Source organism: Streptomyces sp. NPDC101776 (assembly GCF_044766845.1).
Lineage (GTDB): Bacteria > Actinomycetota > Actinomycetes > Streptomycetales > Streptomycetaceae > Streptomyces.
Window position 1 is genome coordinate 238,159 of sequence record NZ_JBIWMV010000003.1, and the last position, 14,786, is coordinate 252,944.

At 71.4% G+C, this 14,786-nt stretch carries 14 protein-coding genes; 8 read left to right on the plus strand and 6 right to left on the minus strand.

The features are described from left to right. The first annotated feature begins 6 nt into the window (after positions 1 to 6). From ACIRRY_RS12565 to ACIRRY_RS12580, 4 genes are all read left to right on the plus strand, one after another. Positions 7 to 1,014, plus strand: coding sequence for an ABC transporter substrate-binding protein (locus tag ACIRRY_RS12565; RefSeq protein WP_403971321.1), 1,008 nt, complete (start codon positions 7 to 9; stop codon positions 1,012 to 1,014). Next, positions 1,011 to 2,117: an acyl-CoA dehydrogenase family protein gene (locus ACIRRY_RS12570; RefSeq protein ID WP_403971323.1), complete on the plus strand. Its 1,107-nt coding sequence runs from the start codon at positions 1,011 to 1,013 to the stop codon at positions 2,115 to 2,117. Before ACIRRY_RS12565 ends, ACIRRY_RS12570 begins: the two co-directional genes overlap by 4 nt. A gap of 28 nt (positions 2,118 to 2,145) precedes the next feature. Beyond that, a complete protein-coding gene (locus ACIRRY_RS12575; RefSeq protein ID WP_403971325.1) occupies positions 2,146 to 3,528 on the plus strand; it encodes an FAD-binding oxidoreductase in 1,383 nt (460 codons plus the stop codon). Positions 3,529 to 3,721: 193 nt separating this feature from the next. Next, on the plus strand, positions 3,722 to 5,143 hold the full coding sequence (locus ACIRRY_RS12580) for a family 2B encapsulin nanocompartment shell protein (RefSeq protein WP_403971327.1): 1,422 nt from the start codon (positions 3,722 to 3,724) through the stop codon (positions 5,141 to 5,143). 13 nt (positions 5,144 to 5,156) lie between these two features. Here the strand turns inward: ACIRRY_RS12580 and ACIRRY_RS12585 are convergent, their stop codons facing one another. The 5 genes from ACIRRY_RS12585 to ACIRRY_RS12605 are packed head-to-tail and all read right to left on the minus strand — an operon-like array spanning position 5,157 to position 9,849. Continuing rightward, entirely contained in the window at positions 5,157 to 6,071 is a 915-nt protein-coding gene (locus ACIRRY_RS12585; RefSeq protein ID WP_403971329.1) for a PfkB family carbohydrate kinase, read from the minus strand. Beyond that, positions 6,068 to 7,072, minus strand: a complete 1,005-nt coding sequence (locus ACIRRY_RS12590; protein WP_403971331.1) for an ADP-ribosylglycohydrolase family protein — start codon at positions 7,070 to 7,072, stop codon at positions 6,068 to 6,070. The genes ACIRRY_RS12585 and ACIRRY_RS12590 overlap by 4 nt, the downstream gene beginning before the upstream one ends. Before the next feature lie 40 nt (positions 7,073 to 7,112). Continuing rightward, positions 7,113 to 7,820, minus strand: a complete 708-nt coding sequence (locus ACIRRY_RS12595; protein ID WP_403971333.1) for a GntR family transcriptional regulator — start codon at positions 7,818 to 7,820, stop codon at positions 7,113 to 7,115. Continuing rightward, positions 7,817 to 8,371, minus strand: coding sequence for a cysteine hydrolase family protein (locus tag ACIRRY_RS12600; protein WP_403971335.1), 555 nt, complete (start codon positions 8,369 to 8,371; stop codon positions 7,817 to 7,819). The genes ACIRRY_RS12595 and ACIRRY_RS12600 overlap by 4 nt, the downstream gene beginning before the upstream one ends. Beyond that, complete coding sequence (locus ACIRRY_RS12605) at positions 8,368 to 9,849, minus strand: purine-cytosine permease family protein (RefSeq protein WP_403971337.1); 1,482 nt, start codon at positions 9,847 to 9,849, stop codon at positions 8,368 to 8,370. The genes ACIRRY_RS12600 and ACIRRY_RS12605 overlap by 4 nt, the downstream gene beginning before the upstream one ends. A 199-nt stretch (positions 9,850 to 10,048) precedes the next feature. Between ACIRRY_RS12605 and ACIRRY_RS12610 the strand changes: the two genes are divergently transcribed. From ACIRRY_RS12610 to ACIRRY_RS12625, 4 genes are all read left to right on the plus strand, one after another. Next, positions 10,049 to 11,245 carry a cytochrome P450 gene (locus ACIRRY_RS12610; RefSeq protein ID WP_403971339.1) on the plus strand — a complete coding sequence of 399 codons (1,197 nt, stop codon included), beginning with the start codon at positions 10,049 to 10,051 and terminating at the stop codon, positions 11,243 to 11,245. A gap of 158 nt (positions 11,246 to 11,403) precedes the next feature. Beyond that, on the plus strand, positions 11,404 to 12,627 hold the full coding sequence (locus ACIRRY_RS12615; protein WP_403971341.1) for a cytochrome P450: 1,224 nt from the start codon (positions 11,404 to 11,406) through the stop codon (positions 12,625 to 12,627). Positions 12,628 to 12,757: 130 nt separating this feature from the next. After that, positions 12,758 to 13,540, plus strand: a complete 783-nt coding sequence (locus tag ACIRRY_RS12620; RefSeq protein ID WP_403971343.1) for a polysaccharide deacetylase family protein — start codon at positions 12,758 to 12,760, stop codon at positions 13,538 to 13,540. Between the two features lie 156 nt (positions 13,541 to 13,696). Next, a complete protein-coding gene (locus tag ACIRRY_RS12625; RefSeq protein ID WP_403971345.1) occupies positions 13,697 to 14,359 on the plus strand; it encodes a YceI family protein in 663 nt (220 codons plus the stop codon). Positions 14,360 to 14,366: 7 nt separating this feature from the next. On the opposite strand, the gene ACIRRY_RS12630 is transcribed toward ACIRRY_RS12625, so the two are convergent. Further along, positions 14,367 to 14,741, minus strand: coding sequence for an amidohydrolase family protein (locus ACIRRY_RS12630; RefSeq protein WP_403972249.1), 375 nt, complete (start codon positions 14,739 to 14,741; stop codon positions 14,367 to 14,369). Positions 14,742 to 14,786: the final 45 nt, after the last annotated feature.

The window sequence follows — 14,786 nt, forward strand, 5'->3', positions numbered from 1 at the left end:
GACTCCGTGTTGTTCCGCCGTTCCCTGCGCGCGTCCGCCGCCGCCCTCGCCCTGCTCCTGCCGTTCGCCGCAGCTTGCGGCGGCAGCGCGAAGGCCGAGTCCCCGTCCGACATCTCCTCCGTGACCCTGCGGGTCGGCGACACCGGCTGGAAAGTCGGGGAGGCCGTCCTCAAGTACGCCCACCTCGACGACACCCCGTACAAGGTGAAGTGGAATCTCTTCCAGGGTGGCGACCTCCAGCTCCAGGCCATGCGCGCCGGAGCACTGGACCTGGCCTCCTCCAGCGAGATCCCGCCCATCTTCTCGGCCGCCGACGGCAAGCCCAACTTCAAGGTCGTCGCCGTCCAGCGCGGCACGACCCTCAACCAGGAGGTCATCGTCCCCAAGGGGTCGAAGGTGACCGACATCGCCGGCCTGAAGGGCAAGAAGGTCGGCTACGTCCAGAACACCACCGCCCACTACTTCCTGTACGAGCTGCTGAAGCAGGCCGGCCTCAAGTGGTCGGACATCGACGCCAAGCCGCTGCTGCCCAACGACGGCCTCGCGGCCCTGAACGGCGGCAGCATCGACGCCTTCGCCTCGTACGGCACGTCGGTCATCACCGCCCACCAGCAGGGCGCCACCACGGTCGGCTCCGGCGCGGACATCCTGTCCGGCAACTTCCTCTGGTCCGCGCGGGACAGCGTCCTGAAGAGCCCCGCCCAGAAGGCCGCCGTCGCCGATCTGATCGCCCGGATCACCAAGGCGTACGCCTACGTCCGCGACGGCCACGAGGACGGCTTCGCGAAGGTCACCGCCGAGGCCACCCACCAGCCGCTGGCGCAGGCGAAGTCGGATCTGCTCGCCGCGCAGAAGCAACGGCCCACGCAGGCAAGGACGGTGGGCGACGACACGATCGCCTCGCAGCAGAAGGTGGCCGACGCCTTCACCGAACTCGGCGCGCTCAAAAAGCACTTGGACGTGAAGTCGTTCTGGACCACCGCACTCAACGCCGACCTGAAGAAGGCCCTGTGACCGAGCGCATCGCCGAACTCGCCGCCGACTACGACCAGTCGGGCGCCTTCCCCGCCGACTCCCTGAAGATCGCGCACGATGCCGGGCTGCTCACCGCGACCATCGGTGAGCAGTACGGCGGCCGGGGCGCCCGGGTCGAGGAGAGCGCGCGCATCCTCCACCTGATCGGCCAGGGCGACCCGTCCGTCGCCCTGATCGCGGCGATGACCCTCAACACGCACGCACGACAGGCCGTACAGCCGCACTGGCCCGCCGAGCTGTACGCGCGGCTCGTCAAGGAGTCCTTCGGGCGGCCGGTGCTCGTCAACCACGCCCGTGTGGAACCGGAGTTGGGCTCCCCCGCCCGCGGCGGCCTCCCCTCTACGCTCGCCCGGCGCACCCCGGACGGCTGGTCGCTGAGCGGCACCAAACGCTTCGTGACCGGCGCGGAGGGCCTGGACTGGTTCCTGGTGTGGGCCACCACCGACGAACCGGAACCGCGCGTCGGCACCTTCCTGGTGCCGGGCGGCTCCCCCGGTATCGAGATCACCGGCCGCTGGGACCAGTTGGGGCTGCGGGCCAGCGGCAGTCACGACGTGACGTTCCGGGACATGGAGATCCCGTACGAGCACGTCATCGGCATCGGCCCGTACGGTGCGGCGGCCGAGCAGGACAACCGGGCGGGCGCCGCACTCCATCTCCCCCTGGCAGCCCTCTACTTGGGGGTGGCGCGGGCGGCGCAGTCCTTCTTCCACACGTTCGCCCACTCCCGGGTTCCCGCCAACCTCGGTCATCCGGTGGCCCGTACGGAGCGGTTCCGCAGGGCCGCCGGAGAGATCGAGGTGCTGCTCGCCGCCGCCGAGCAGCTGGTGTTCGACGGCGCCGCCCGGGTGGACTCCGGCGACTCCGCGTACACCCCCGAACAGGCCCTCGGGGCACGGGTGTTGGCCGACCGGCACGGTGTACGGGCGGTTGAGCTCGCCGTACGCCTGCTCGGCAATCCCGGGCTCGCGCGCGGCAATCCGCTGGAGCGGCACTTCCGGGACATCCAGTGCGCTCCCGTGCACGCACCCCAGGAGGACATCTCGCTGCTCGCGATCGGAACGAAGGCGTTGAATCCGTGAAGGCACGCACAGTGAAGGTACGGAACCGGTGACCACAGCTCCCCCGACCGCTCCCACCGCCGCCGCCCGGCTCCTCGGTCTGCTCGCCCGGGATCTGCCGCCCGATCAACTGGCAACAGAGCCAAGGACGTTGGCCGCGCACGCCACGGACCGTTCGGGCACCCGGCCGGACGGTGTACCGCTCGCCGTGGTGCACGCCCGGCGCACCGAGGACGTGACCGTCACCCTCCGGCACGCGAACGCGCTCGGCGTGCCGGTGGTGCCGCGCGGTGCCGGCACCGGCCTGTCGGGCGGGGCGTCGGCCGGCGAGGGCGTGCTCGTCCTCGACCTGGCCGGGATGAACCGCGTCCTGGAACTGTCGGCCGACGACCAGCTCGCGGTGGTCGAACCGGGCCTGATCACCGCCGAGTTGGACCGGGCGGCGGGCGAGCACGGCCTGCGGTACGCGCCCGATCCAGCGAGCGCGGCGATCTCGACGATCGGCGGGAACATCGCGACCAACGCCGGCGGGCTGCGGTGCGCGAAGTACGGCGTGACGCGGGACAGCGTGCTCGGCCTGGAGGCCGTCCTCGCCGACGGCACGGTGGTCACGACCGGCCGCCGTACCGTCAAAGGGGTCACCGGTTACGACCTCACCGCGCTGCTGACCGGGTCGGAGGGCACGCTCGCCGTCATCACCTCGGCGACGCTGCGGCTGCGTCCGGTGCCGGTGGCGACGGCCACGGTGGCCGCCTACTTCGACTCGTTCGAGGCAGCGGCCGAGGCGTCGTACGCGATCGGGCGGGCCGGGGTCGTACCGGCGCTCGCGGAGTTGCTCGACGGGCCGGTGCTGCGGGCCGTCGATCCGGCGCTGGGCGAGCGCGGGGCGGCGCTGCTGCTGGTGCAGTGCGACGGGGCGGGGGCCGGCATCGAGGCGGAGCAGGTCGCGCGGGTGCTGGCGCCGACGGCCTCCTCCGTGGAGACCACGACGGACCCGGTCGAGGCGGAGTCGCTGCTGGCGGCCCGCCGGCTCGCCCTGCCCGCGCTGGAGCGGCTGGGCCGGCCGCTGATCGAGGACATCGCGGTGCCCCGTTCGCGACTCGCGGAGGCGGTCCGCGAGATCCGCGTCATCTCGGCCCGTCACGATGTGCCCGTCTACACCCTCGCGCACGCGGCGGACGGCAACCTCCATCCGATCATCGTGGTCGATCCCGCCCTGGACCGACTGCCGGACGCGGCCTGGGAGGCGGCCGGCGAGATCTTCGCGCTCGCGCTGCGGCTCGGCGGCACGCTCACCGGCGAGCACGGCGTGGGAGTGCTCAAGCGGCAGTGGGTGGCGGACGAACTCGGGCCCACCGCCCACGCGTTGCAGCGACGACTGAAGGAGGCGTTCGATCCCCGGGGCATCCTCAACCCGGGAAAGACCCTGTGAGCGGGACCCGGCCGAATACCCCGAACGAGTGACGTCGGGTCAACCGGGGGTGGTGCGGGGGCACGTGCGAATGGCATGTGCCTCGACCGCCGTCGCCGGCCATCACTCGTGGTGACCGATGAGGGGTAGCTGTACGCACGGAATGTGACGGGAGCAGACACTCCGTCATCCGTGCGACAGGAGAGAAGGCACCATGTCGGTCGACACCGGTACCGCGCCCGAGGCGGGCGCCGAGGAGCGGGAACAGCAGAGCCTCGGTACCGCCGCGGCACGCACTCTGGCGACCACGACCAAGTCCGAACCCCAGATGCAGGGCATCAGTTCACGCTGGCTGACCCGCATGCTGCCCTGGGTGAACGTGCCCGGCGGCACCTACCGCGTCAACCGCCGGCTGTCCTACACGCGGGGCGACGGACGGGTGACGTTCGTCCAGACCGGCGCCCAAGTGCGGGTCGTCCCGGCCGAGTTGAGCGAGCTTCCGCTGCTGCGCGGCTTCGCGGACGCCGACGCGCTCGGCGCGCTGGCCGAGCGGTTCGAGCAACGGGAGTTCGCGCCGGGGCAGTTGATCGTGGAGGCGGGCCACCCCGCCGACCAGGTGTTCCTGATCGCGCACGGCAAGGTGGAGCAGCTCGGGGAGGGCCCCTACGGCGACGAGGCGGTCGCCGGTCTGCTGGCCGACGGCGACACCTTCGGCGGCCAGGCTCTCGGCGGCCCGGACGGCACCTGGGAGTTCACGGCCCGCGCGGCGACGGCCACCACGGTGCTGGCGCTGCCGCGCCCGGCGTACCAGGCCGTCGCGGAACGGCACCCCGCGCTGAGCGCGCACGTCGAGGCGGCCGGCGCGGACGACCGCGGACCGCTCAACACCTACGGCGAGGCGGCGATCGCGCTCAGCGCCGGGCATGTCGGCGAGCCCGATCTGCCGGCCACGTTCGTGGACTACGACCTCGCCCCGCGCGAGTACGAACTCAGCGTGGCCCAGACCGTGTTGAAGGTGCACAGCCGCGTCACCGACCTCTACAACCAGCCGATGAACCAGACCCAGCACCAACTCCGGCTCACCGTCGAGGCCTTGCGCGAGCGGCAGGAGAACGAGCTGGTCAACAACCGGGGGTTCGGGCTGCTGCACAACGCCGACTACGACCAGCGGATCTCCACCCACTCCGGGCCGCCGACCCCCGACGACCTCGACGAACTGCTGAGCATGCGGCGCGACACCCGCTTCCTGTTCGCCCATCCGCGGGCGATCGCCGCGTTCGGCCGCGAGTGCAACAAGCGGGGCGTCTACTTCAGCGGCATCGACGTCGGCGGCCACCATCTGCCCGCCTGGCGCGGGGTGCCGCTGCTGCCCTGCGGCAAGATCCCGGTCAGCGCGTCCCGTACGTCGTCGATCATCGCGATGCGTACCGGCGAGGACGACCAGGGTGTGATCGGCCTCTACCAGACCGGCATCCCGGACGAGCTCGAACCGGGCCTCAACGTACGGTTCATGGGCATCAACGAGCAGGCGATCATCTCCTACCTGGTGAGCACCTACTTCTCGGCGGCGGTCCTGGTGCCGGACGCGATCGGCATCCTGGAGAACGTCGAGGTCTCCCGGCGGGACGGCAACTGACCTTCATGGACGGCTAGTTCAGGAACGCGTCCAGTCGTGCCGCGTCCGGTGCGGTCGCCGGGCCCGGCGCGGTGACGGCCAGGGCGGCGCCCGCGTTGGCCCGGCGGGCGGCGGCCACCGGGTCGAGGCCCTGCGCCAGGGCGGCCATGAACACCCCGGTGTGCGCGTCGCCCGCGCCGTTGAGGTCGACGGCGTCCACGGCGAACCCGGGGACGGTGACGAGGCGTTCACCCTGGCGCAGGAGACAACCGTCGGCGCCGGTACGGACGAGCACCGAGCCGCGCCCCAGCCGGGATTGGAGCGCGCGAGCGGCTTCGGCCGGATCATCGACGCCCGTGAGGAGGGCGGCCTCGCGGGCGTTGCAGCTCCACCAGTCCGAGCGGGCGAGCAGCGACTCCAGTGCGTCGCCGGGGATTTCGTGTGCCAACGGCCCGGGGTCGGTGACCACCGTGACGGCCGGGTCCAGTCGGGCCAGGAGGCCGAGCAGGGCGGCGCGGTTGCCGTCGTGGAGCAGGCTGTATCCGGTGAGGTACGCCAAGTCGCCCGCGCTGGGCCGGAGTTCGGCCAGGTCTGCGGGGGTGAGAGTGGATTCGGCGCCGGGGCTGGTGACGAAGGTGCGCTCGCCGTCCGCGTCCACCAGACAGACCACGAAGCCGGTGTCCGGTGCCGGGCGCGGTGCGAGTAGGACGTCGATGCCCTCGGCGCGCAGCGCGGCGCGCGCCCGGTCGCCGAAGGGGCCGGTCCCGTGTGCTCCGGCGTAGGTCACGGCAAGTCCCTGACGGGCAGCGGCGGCCATGACGTTGAAACCGCCGCCCGGCGTGCGCTCGGTGCGGGTGGCGAGGACGTCACCGCCGCGCTCGGGGAGAGCGGGGATGTCGAGAACCAGGTCGACGACGACGTTGCCGAGGTGCCACAGCCTGCCGGTCACGACCGGTCCCGCAGGACGAGGAGCGCGGCGGCCGTCGTGTCCAAGCCCAGCTTCGGGTTGACGCGGACGAGCGTCTCCCGTGCGTCGGCCGGGAAGGCGTCCACTCCGTGGCACGCACCACCGACGGCGCCCGCGATCGCGGCGATGGTGTCGCAGTCTCCGCCGACGGACGCGGCGAGCAGCACGGCCCGCCAGGGGTCCTCGGGGCAGGCGGCGAGGACGGCGAAGGCGGCCGGTACGGACTCCTGTGTGGCGAGGCTCGTCCCGACCAACGCGTAGACCCGTTCGCAGACTTGGGCCTGATCGAGACCCCGCACCAGCCCGGTCGCCCAGACGATCCGCTCGGCGACGTCGGCTGCGGCCACCCAGTGCCCGCGCCCCGCAGCCAACCGGGCGGCCGACACGGCCACTTCGACCGCCTCCGGAACCGACGCCCCGTCAACTCCCGCGCTCACGGCGGCGGCCACGGCCGCGGCACCGGCGAGGGCGACCCCGGTGTTGTGGGTCAGGCTGCTGGCTTCCACCACCCGGTCCACCAACACGGCCGGGTCGGCGGCCGGCACCGCGATGCCCACGGGCGCGATCCGCATCGCGGCGCCGTTGGTGGTGCCGTAGCGCCCCACCTCGTCGACGGGGGTGCCCGCGAGGACCAGTTCCACCGCGCGCTTCGTGGACGGTCCGAGGAGGTCGAGCGAGCCGCGGGCCCGCATGTCGTCCTCCCAGGCGACCAGGCGCCGGGCGAGTTCCGCCGGGTCGACGCGGCCCTCGCCGTCGAGCAGCAACCGGGCCAGGAGCAGGGCCTGTTCGGTGTCGTCGGTGACCGCGCCGGCCGGCATCCCGGCGGCGAGCGGATGATCCGGGGCGGCCGGTTCGAAGCCGGTCAGGAACGGGCCGTAGCGCGCGGTGATCTGGGGGCGGGACAGCATCTGGGTGGGCATGCCGAGGGCGTCGCCGAGGGCGAGCCCGTGGAGGGCTCCGGTGGCGCGGCTCTGGAGGGTCATGGGCACTTTCCGTGGCAGGGGTCGGCTTGTGGGGCGTGGATCAGCCGAATTCGAGGGTGAGTTGGAAGTGGTCGGGGTCGAGGAGGCTCACGACGTGTTCGACGAAGGAACCGTCGGCCGCGCGGCTGGTCCGCCGGGTGTCGAGGAACCAGTCGCCCGCCTCGCGGCGCAGCAGCTCCGCCTCCCGTGCGTCGATCCGCCGCCCGCTGACCCGCTGTTCACCGTGGTCGGCCCGCAGCCCCGCCCGCAGCATCACCTCGGTCAGCGACTCCGCGCCGAGGCCTCGCGCGGGCAGATCGCGCACCCCGGGCACGGGCGGCAGGAAGCTGCGTTCGTACGACACGACGACCGCGTCCGCCGCGAGTTCCCGTATCCGCTCCACGCACACGAACTCGGCGGTGTTCAGAGTGAGTTGGCGCGCGAGTTGTTCGTCGTGCCGGGCGTCCACCTTCAGGGTCCGGACCCGGGTGTCGATGCCCTGGGTGGCCAGCGCGCGGGCCCAGCCGAGGCGGTCGTCGAGGGGGCGGCCGTCGAAGAGGACGTAGGAGCCCTTGCCGGTGCGGGTGGCGATCAGGCCGGCCTCGCTGAGTTCGGCGAGGGCCGCGCGGACGGTCGTACGGCTGACGCCGAAGCGTTGGGCCAGGGCGTGTTCGCCGGGGAGTTGTTCGCCGGCGGGGCGGTGGCCGCTGCGGATCTCCTTGGCGAGGACCTCGGTGATCCGCTGGTGTTTGAGCCGGACGCCGGTCATGAGGTCTCCCCGACCGCCTCGGCGACGGTGACCACCCGGATCAGCGGCCGGTAGAGGTCCATGACGTGCAGCGCCTTGGCGTGGGAGTCGTCGTCCACACCCGCGCAGGCGTCGGCTACGACCAGGACCTCCGCTCCCGCGTCGGCGGCGGCCAGGGCCGTAGAGAGGACGCAGCAGTCGGTGCTGACGCCGGCGAGGACGAGGCGGCCGGTGGGGGCGACGCGCTCGGCGAGTTCCGGGGTCCACTTGCCGAAGGTGGGCGCGTCCACCAAGTGCCGTGCCCGGACGGCGAATTCGTCGGTCAGCCGCCAGAGCGGGGCGTCCGATGGCTGGAGCGCGAAGGGCCACACGTCGTAGTAGGCCCGCCAGGCGCCCTCGGGTTTCGCGGGGGCCAGGAAGCGGGTGAAGGTGACGTCCTCCCCGAAGGCCGGCAGCAGTCGTCGTACGCCTGCCGCCGCGTCGGCGAAGCGGGGGGTGGCCCAGGGGCTGTCGGGTTCGGCGAAGACGCGCTGCATGTCGATGACGGCGAGGTGGCCGGGTGCGGTGGTCATACGGCGGGCACCGCCTCCGGGCTGGGGGCCTGCTCTTCCTGGCGCCGGACTCGGGCGCGGCCCAGGGCGAGGGTGCCGAGGAAGCCGAGGGCGAGGGCGGCAAGGACGCCGAGGTTGGCGTAGGCCCAGGCGCCGGACTTGCCGCCGAGGCCGAGCGGGTCGAGCAGATAGCCCTGCCAACTCAGCCAGCTCGCGGCCGTGTTGGTGACCAGGCCCCAGCCGATCGCGGTGGCGGCGAGGGTGAGGAGGAGGGGCGTGAGCGGTACGTCGCCGTAGCGGCCGGCCGGGCGGAACAGGTCGGCCTCGTCGTAGTCGCGGCGACGCAGGGCGAGGTCGGCGAGCATGATGCCGCACCAGGCGGCGATGGGGACGCCGAGGGTGGTGAGAAAGCCCATGAACTGGCCGAGGAAGTTGTCGGCGAAGAACACGATGTAGATCGAGCCCGCGATCATCAGGACGCCGTCGACGAGCGCGGCGAGATAGCGCGGCACCCGCAAGCCCGCCGAGAGGAGGGCGAGGCCGGAGGAGTAGATGTCGAGGACCGCGCCGCCGACCAGGCCGAGAACGGCGACCACGGCGAAGGGGACCAGGAACCAGGTGGGCAGGATCGTCGTGAGCGCGCCGATCGGGTCGGCGGCGACCGCCTTGTTCAGCGTGCTGGAGGAACCGGCGAGCATCAGACCGAAGACCAGCAGGAGCAGCGGGGCGACGGAGGCACCGAAGGTGGTCCAGCCGATCACTCCTCGGCCGGACGAACTCCGGGGCAGATAGCGGGAGTAGTCGGCGGCGGCGTTGACCCAGCCGAGGCCGAAGCCGGTCATCATGAAGACCAGCGCGCCGATGAACTCCTGGGCGGAGCCCGCCGGTACGGCGCTGACCGTGCTCCAGTGGATGTGGTCGGCGACGAGGGCGATGTAGACGACGGTGAGCACGGCGGTGACCACGGTGATGACCGTCTGGAGCCGCATGATCAGGTCGAAGCCCATGACGCCGCCGACGACGATGAGCGCGCCGACGATGATCAGTGCGACCACCTTGGTCTCCGTGCCGCCGCCCCAGCTGAGTCTGTCGAACACGGTCGCGGTGGCCATGGTCGCGAGGGCGGTGAGGACGGTCTCCCAGCCGACGGTCAGCACCCAGGAGATCACCGACGGCAGCCGGTTGCCGCGCACACCGTAGGCGGCGCGGCTGAGCACCATCGTCGGCGCGGAGCCGCGCTTGCCCGCGACCGCGATGAAGCCGCAGAGCAGGAAGGAGAAGACGATCCCGATCACGCCGGCGACGAGTGCCTGCCAGAAGGAGATCCCGAAGCCGAGCGCGAACGCGCCGTAGCTCAGTCCGAGGATGGAGACATTCGCCCCGAACCAGGGCCAGAACAGGGTGCGCGGGGTGCCTTTGCGTTCGGCGTCGGCGATCACGTCGAGGCCGTGTGTCTCGACCTGGAGCTGCCGGGACCGGGAAGTCTGTGCGTCCGCCATCGTCGACCTACCTGTCTAGACGTGTTTAGTCGACGGTAGGCCGGGTGCCGGCGGGCGTCAAGGGGGCGCGCCGCCGGTTCCGCTCACCGGCACGGCACGCGACACGGCACGGGCCGGCCAGCAGGCTGTTCCCATCGGTCGGGGCGTCACGCGTACCGCACACGGGTGCCGCGCCTCCGTACTGCCGAAGGGGGCCGCCATGGAGTCGTCCGGGACGCGTCAGGGGTACGGCGATGCCACCCGCACTCCCCGCGGAGTCCGCCCCCGCGTCCGTGACCCGTTGGCTCTGCTGGGGGCGGAGTTCGACGGCGTCCACGACGTGTGGCGCTCGACCGCGGGCACCGTGTGTGTGGCCGGGCCGGAGTCGGCCCGGGCGGTGCTCGGCAACCGGGACGGGACCGTTGTCGACATGTCCGACTTCTACCGGACGCGGCACGGGGACTTCGGGCCTCGTTCGGCGCAGATCCGGATCGGGCGCGCGGCCCGCGCCCTGATCCGTCGTCATCTGGACGCTCGGCGGCCGGAGTTGCCGGGTCTCGTCGCCGAACTCCTCACACCCGACGCTGTCTGGCCGGACGCCGGGAACCTGCTCGTCCTCCGGCATCTGCGGGACGTGCTGGTCCGTCCGGACGCGCCGCCCCGACTCCACGCCACCGTCGAGCAGATCGTGCGCCGAGCGGTGCTGGCGGGTGCGCGGCGACGTCACTCGCCGGTGTCCCGGCTGCTCTTCCGACGCCGTGCGCTGAGCGTGCTGCACGGCGAAGTGCGTGCCCGGCAAGTCGAGTTGACGGGTCCGCGCGAACCGCGCGACCTGCTCGACGTGGTGGTGGGCGAGAGCGAGCCCGGGGCGGATCCGAAGGATCTCGCCGAGGTCTATCTCTCCTTCCTGTTCGCCACCGTCGGCTCGGTCGGCTTCGCGCTCGGCTGGTCGGTCTATCTACTCGGCACACATCCCGACTCCCCGGCCGCGAGGCCGAGTTGGGTGGTGCGGGAGGCGCTGCGGCTGTGGCCGGTGGCGTGGCTGTTCGCGCGGACACCGAGCCGTGCGCAGGATCTGGGCGGGACCGCGGTGACCCCGCGCGACCGGCTCGCCGTCTGCACCTATCTGGTGCACCGGCATCCCGGGCACTGGGAGCGGCCGGACGAGTTCGTGCCGGAGCGCTGGGCACAGGCTCCGCCGGACCCGGCGTATCTGCCGTTCGGACACGGGCCGCACAGCTGTGCCGGAGCGACCGTCACCATGCGGCTGCTCGAAGATCTCGTCGAACTCATCACCCGTGACCGGAGGTTGACGGTCACCCATGACGGCGCCGGTCCTCAGGTGGGTCCGGCGCTCGCTCCGCCGCGTTTCACCGCGGTGCCGAGCGCCCGCACCGGTTGTCCCGGAAGGAGGTGAACGCGGATGCGCGCCATGTACCTCAAGGCGAAGTCGGTTCTCAACATCCGAAGCCAGTACGAGTACTTCTGGTACCTGTACCACCACATCTGACCGGCCCGGCGTGGGGAGCCGCCGCACGGTCGGCTCCCCACGCTCCACGAGGGGGAACGTTCACGATGACCACTCCGCAGCATCCCGAGGACTTCCTGCGTTTCATGCGGATGCGCAGCGCGACCGAGGACGGCGTCTTCTGGGTCGACGACACCCGGCTCGGCCTGTTCGAGCCGGAGGCGGCGCGCCGGGTCAGCGCCACGAACTGGCACCGGTTCGTGATGCACGACCGGCTGATCGACATGGTGCGGCGGCGGCACAGTCCCGAGGTGCGGTGGAGCCGGATCCGTTCGGCATGGCTCACCCAACTGCACACGCTCGCCACACCGGAGCACCACGGCCGGCTGATCGACCGCATGGACCGGATCATCGGCGAGCGGCTCGGCGAGGACGTCGACCTGGTGACGCTCACCCAGGACGTGGCGCTGCGGTCCATGCTGCCGGTCGCGCTGACGGGTCTCACCTCGGGCGAGGCCGATCTGGTGCGCCGGGACCTGGAGATGAAGCTGCTGCGGCTCATCTCGCCCGATCCGGGCGGGACTTGGCACCATCTGAAGTTCATCGTCGTACAGCTGCGGTCCGGGCTGGTGGTGCGCCGCGTGCTGCGGCAACGCGCGCACGGGAAGCGGCGGCGTGAGCCCGATCTCGCCGATCCGTTCGTCGACATGCTGCCCGAACTCGGCATGGACCGCGCGCTGGACGTGGTGACCACCGTCCTCACCGCGATCGGCGGCCCGCCGGGCACCGCCGCCGCGAGTCTGCTCTACGAGTTGGTCCGCAACCCCGAGTGGCAGCGACGGCTCACCGAGGAACTGTCCGCCGTGGACCCGGTGGAGTTCCGTACGGCGCCGACGCACGCGGCCCCGATGACGCACCGGTTCGTGAAGGAGGTGCTGCGGCTGTGGAGCCCGCCGCTGCTCCTGGTCCGGCGCAACCACCACCCCTTCGACTTCGGCAAGACCCGGCTGGAGCCCGGCGACTGGTATCTGCTGAGCCCGCATCTGATCCACCGGGACGAGCGGGTCTGGAAGCAGCCGGACGTCTTCGACCCGGACCGCTTCCTGCCCGGCGCGCCGCACGGGCCGGCGGACCGCTCGTCCTACGTGCCGTTCGGCTGGGCGCCCAAGAAGTGTGTCGGCGCCAACATCGGGACGGTCCAACTGATGGGCCTGTGCCACTTGTTGTGCACCCGCTACCGGCTGACCGTCGACCATCCGGAGAATCTCACGATGGCCCTGCGCTTCGCCCCGGTCCCGGAGAACTTCCGTGGCCGGCTCGCGCTGCGCTGACCAGGATCGCCGTCTGTCCCGGAACTCCAGCGGAATTGTCCGTGATCCGTAACAGAGGGATCCTTCCGCTCGTTTATCCCGTCCTGACGAATGCACGAAGTCGGGCAACAGAACAGGGAACAGGGCGGACATGGCGCGGCATGGCGGGCGGGGATGGTACGGCCGGGTACTCGCGGCGGCGGTCGGGGTGACTGCGGTGGCGGCGGCCACCTCTGTATGGACCGCGCAGGCCGGGGTCGTCGACGCGCAGCGGAACGGGGCCAACGCCCTTCCCGGCGCGTCCAGTTCGGCCCCGGCCCGGGTGGTGACCGTGTCGCAGGAGATCGTGCACGCCTCCGACAAGGGCGCCCACGGCGTCAACATCACGATCGACGACGGGCCGGACCCGACCTGGACGCCGGAGGTGCTCCAAGTCCTGCGGGAGAACGGCGTGAAGGCCACCTTCTGCATGGTGGGCACCCAGGCCGAGGCCCACCCCGACCTGGTCAAGGCGGTCGTGGCGGCCGGACACCGGCTCTGCGACCACACGGTCTCGCACGACACCACGATGGACAAGAAGTCCGAGGCCTATCAGTCGAAGGAGATCCTGGACGCCGCGAGCATGATCACCAAGGCGTCCGGCGGTGTCCGCCCGCAGTACTACCGTGCGCCGGGCGGCGCCTTCACTCCGTACAGCCGGCATCTCGCCGCCTCGCAGGGGATGCGCCCGCTGGGCTGGAACGTCGACTCCAAGGACTTCGAACTCCCGGGTACGGACGCCATCATCACCACCGTGAAGTCCGAACTGGCCAACGGGCCGACCATCCTGTTCCACGACGCCGGCGGCGACCGCTCCGAGACCGTGGCCGCGTTGCGCGAGATCCTGCCGTGGCTGAAGCAGCAGGGTTATTCGTTCGGGTTCCCGGTGCGCTGAAATGACGGTCACCGCTTTTGGGTGGCGAATATGTGTGGGAAATGTGTAACGGCCCGCGAGGTGACAGCATTTAAGCGTGTCAGTGCCGATTCGCGCCGCTGTCGATTTCCGATGAAGGCTTGCGGCGATATCAGGCGTGCAGTAACTACGTGACACATGAACCTGTTCAACCGTGCTGCGCCCCTCCGCCGCTCGGCACCCCCCGCCACCGTCCCGCAACGCCCGGCCGCCCCACCGGCCTTCACCTCCTCCGGCCTGCCCGATCCCGATCTCGCCGGGCTGACCGGAGAGTGGATGATCGATCCCGCGCACAGCCGGATCGGCTTCTCCGTCCGGCACGCCATGGTGACGACCGTGCGCGGGTCTTTCGCCGAATACAAGAGCCGGCTCTACTTCGACGGCCGCAACCCCGCCCGTTCGCGGGCGGAGATCGTGGTGTCCACCGGCAGCGTCGACACCGGCGTGGAACAACGTGACGCGCACTTGGTCGGCCGTGACTTCCTCGACTCCGCCACTTTCCCGCAGATGCGGTTCGCCAGTACCGCCGTGCAGATGGGTGGCAACGATGTCTACCGGATGCTCGGCGACCTCACCATCAGGGACGTCACCCGTCCCGTCGTCCTCGAACTCACCTATATCGGCCATGTCACCGACCCCTTCGGCTACGAGCGCGCCGGCTTCGACGGCACCACCACCATCGACCGCTCCGACTGGGGTCTGATCTACAACTCCCGGCTGGCAGAAGGGGGCGCGATGGTGAGCGAGAAGGTGCGGCTCCAGTTCGACATAGCGGCGATCCGTACGGCAGCGACCGCCTGACGGAACGTCACCGCCCGACGAACCGGCCGCCGACGACCGTGTGCACGGGGTTCAGGTCACCCAGGGCCTCGCTCGGGCAGCGGGCGGGGTCCTGGTCCCAGACGGTGAGATCGGCGAGGCGGCCCGGGGTGAGGGTGCCGCGCAGGTCCTGATCGCCGCACAGGCGGGCCGCGTTGACCTTGTGCAGGGTGACGGCCTCGTCGTAGGTGATGGCGTGTTCGGGGCCCTTGACGCCGATGACGGTCCGGCGGGTGGCCATGCCCCAGACGGAGCGCATCGCGCCGAACTGGCCCACGGGGAAGTCCGATCCGGCGCTGACCTGGGCGCCCAGGTCGATCCAGCCGCGGGCCGGAAGAGCGGGGCGACGCGCTCCGGGCCCCAGAAGCCCTCCTCCACCTCGGCGGTGTCGTGCAGCAGCGGCTGCTGG

What these genes read in the sequence shown, in the direction of transcription:
- ACIRRY_RS12605 (WP_403971337.1), bottom strand. Translation starts at nt 9,849, where the DNA reads ATGGCGGACGCACAGACTTCCCGGTCCCGGCAGCTCCAGGTCGAGACA.
- ACIRRY_RS12600 (WP_403971335.1), bottom strand. Translation starts at nt 8,371, where the DNA reads ATGACCACCGCACCCGGCCACCTCGCCGTCATCGACATGCAGCGCGTC.
- ACIRRY_RS12620 (WP_403971343.1), top strand. Translation starts at nt 12,758, where the DNA reads ATGGCGCGGCATGGCGGGCGGGGATGGTACGGCCGGGTACTCGCGGCG.
- ACIRRY_RS12610 (WP_403971339.1), top strand. Translation starts at nt 10,049, where the DNA reads ATGGAGTCGTCCGGGACGCGTCAGGGGTACGGCGATGCCACCCGCACT.
- ACIRRY_RS12625 (WP_403971345.1), top strand. Translation starts at nt 13,697, where the DNA reads ATGAACCTGTTCAACCGTGCTGCGCCCCTCCGCCGCTCGGCACCCCCC.
- ACIRRY_RS12615 (WP_403971341.1), top strand. Translation starts at nt 11,404, where the DNA reads ATGACCACTCCGCAGCATCCCGAGGACTTCCTGCGTTTCATGCGGATG.
- ACIRRY_RS12590 (WP_403971331.1), bottom strand. Translation starts at nt 7,072, where the DNA reads ATGACCCTCCAGAGCCGCGCCACCGGAGCCCTCCACGGGCTCGCCCTC.
- ACIRRY_RS12580 (WP_403971327.1), top strand. Translation starts at nt 3,722, where the DNA reads ATGTCGGTCGACACCGGTACCGCGCCCGAGGCGGGCGCCGAGGAGCGG.
- ACIRRY_RS12595 (WP_403971333.1), bottom strand. Translation starts at nt 7,820, where the DNA reads ATGACCGGCGTCCGGCTCAAACACCAGCGGATCACCGAGGTCCTCGCC.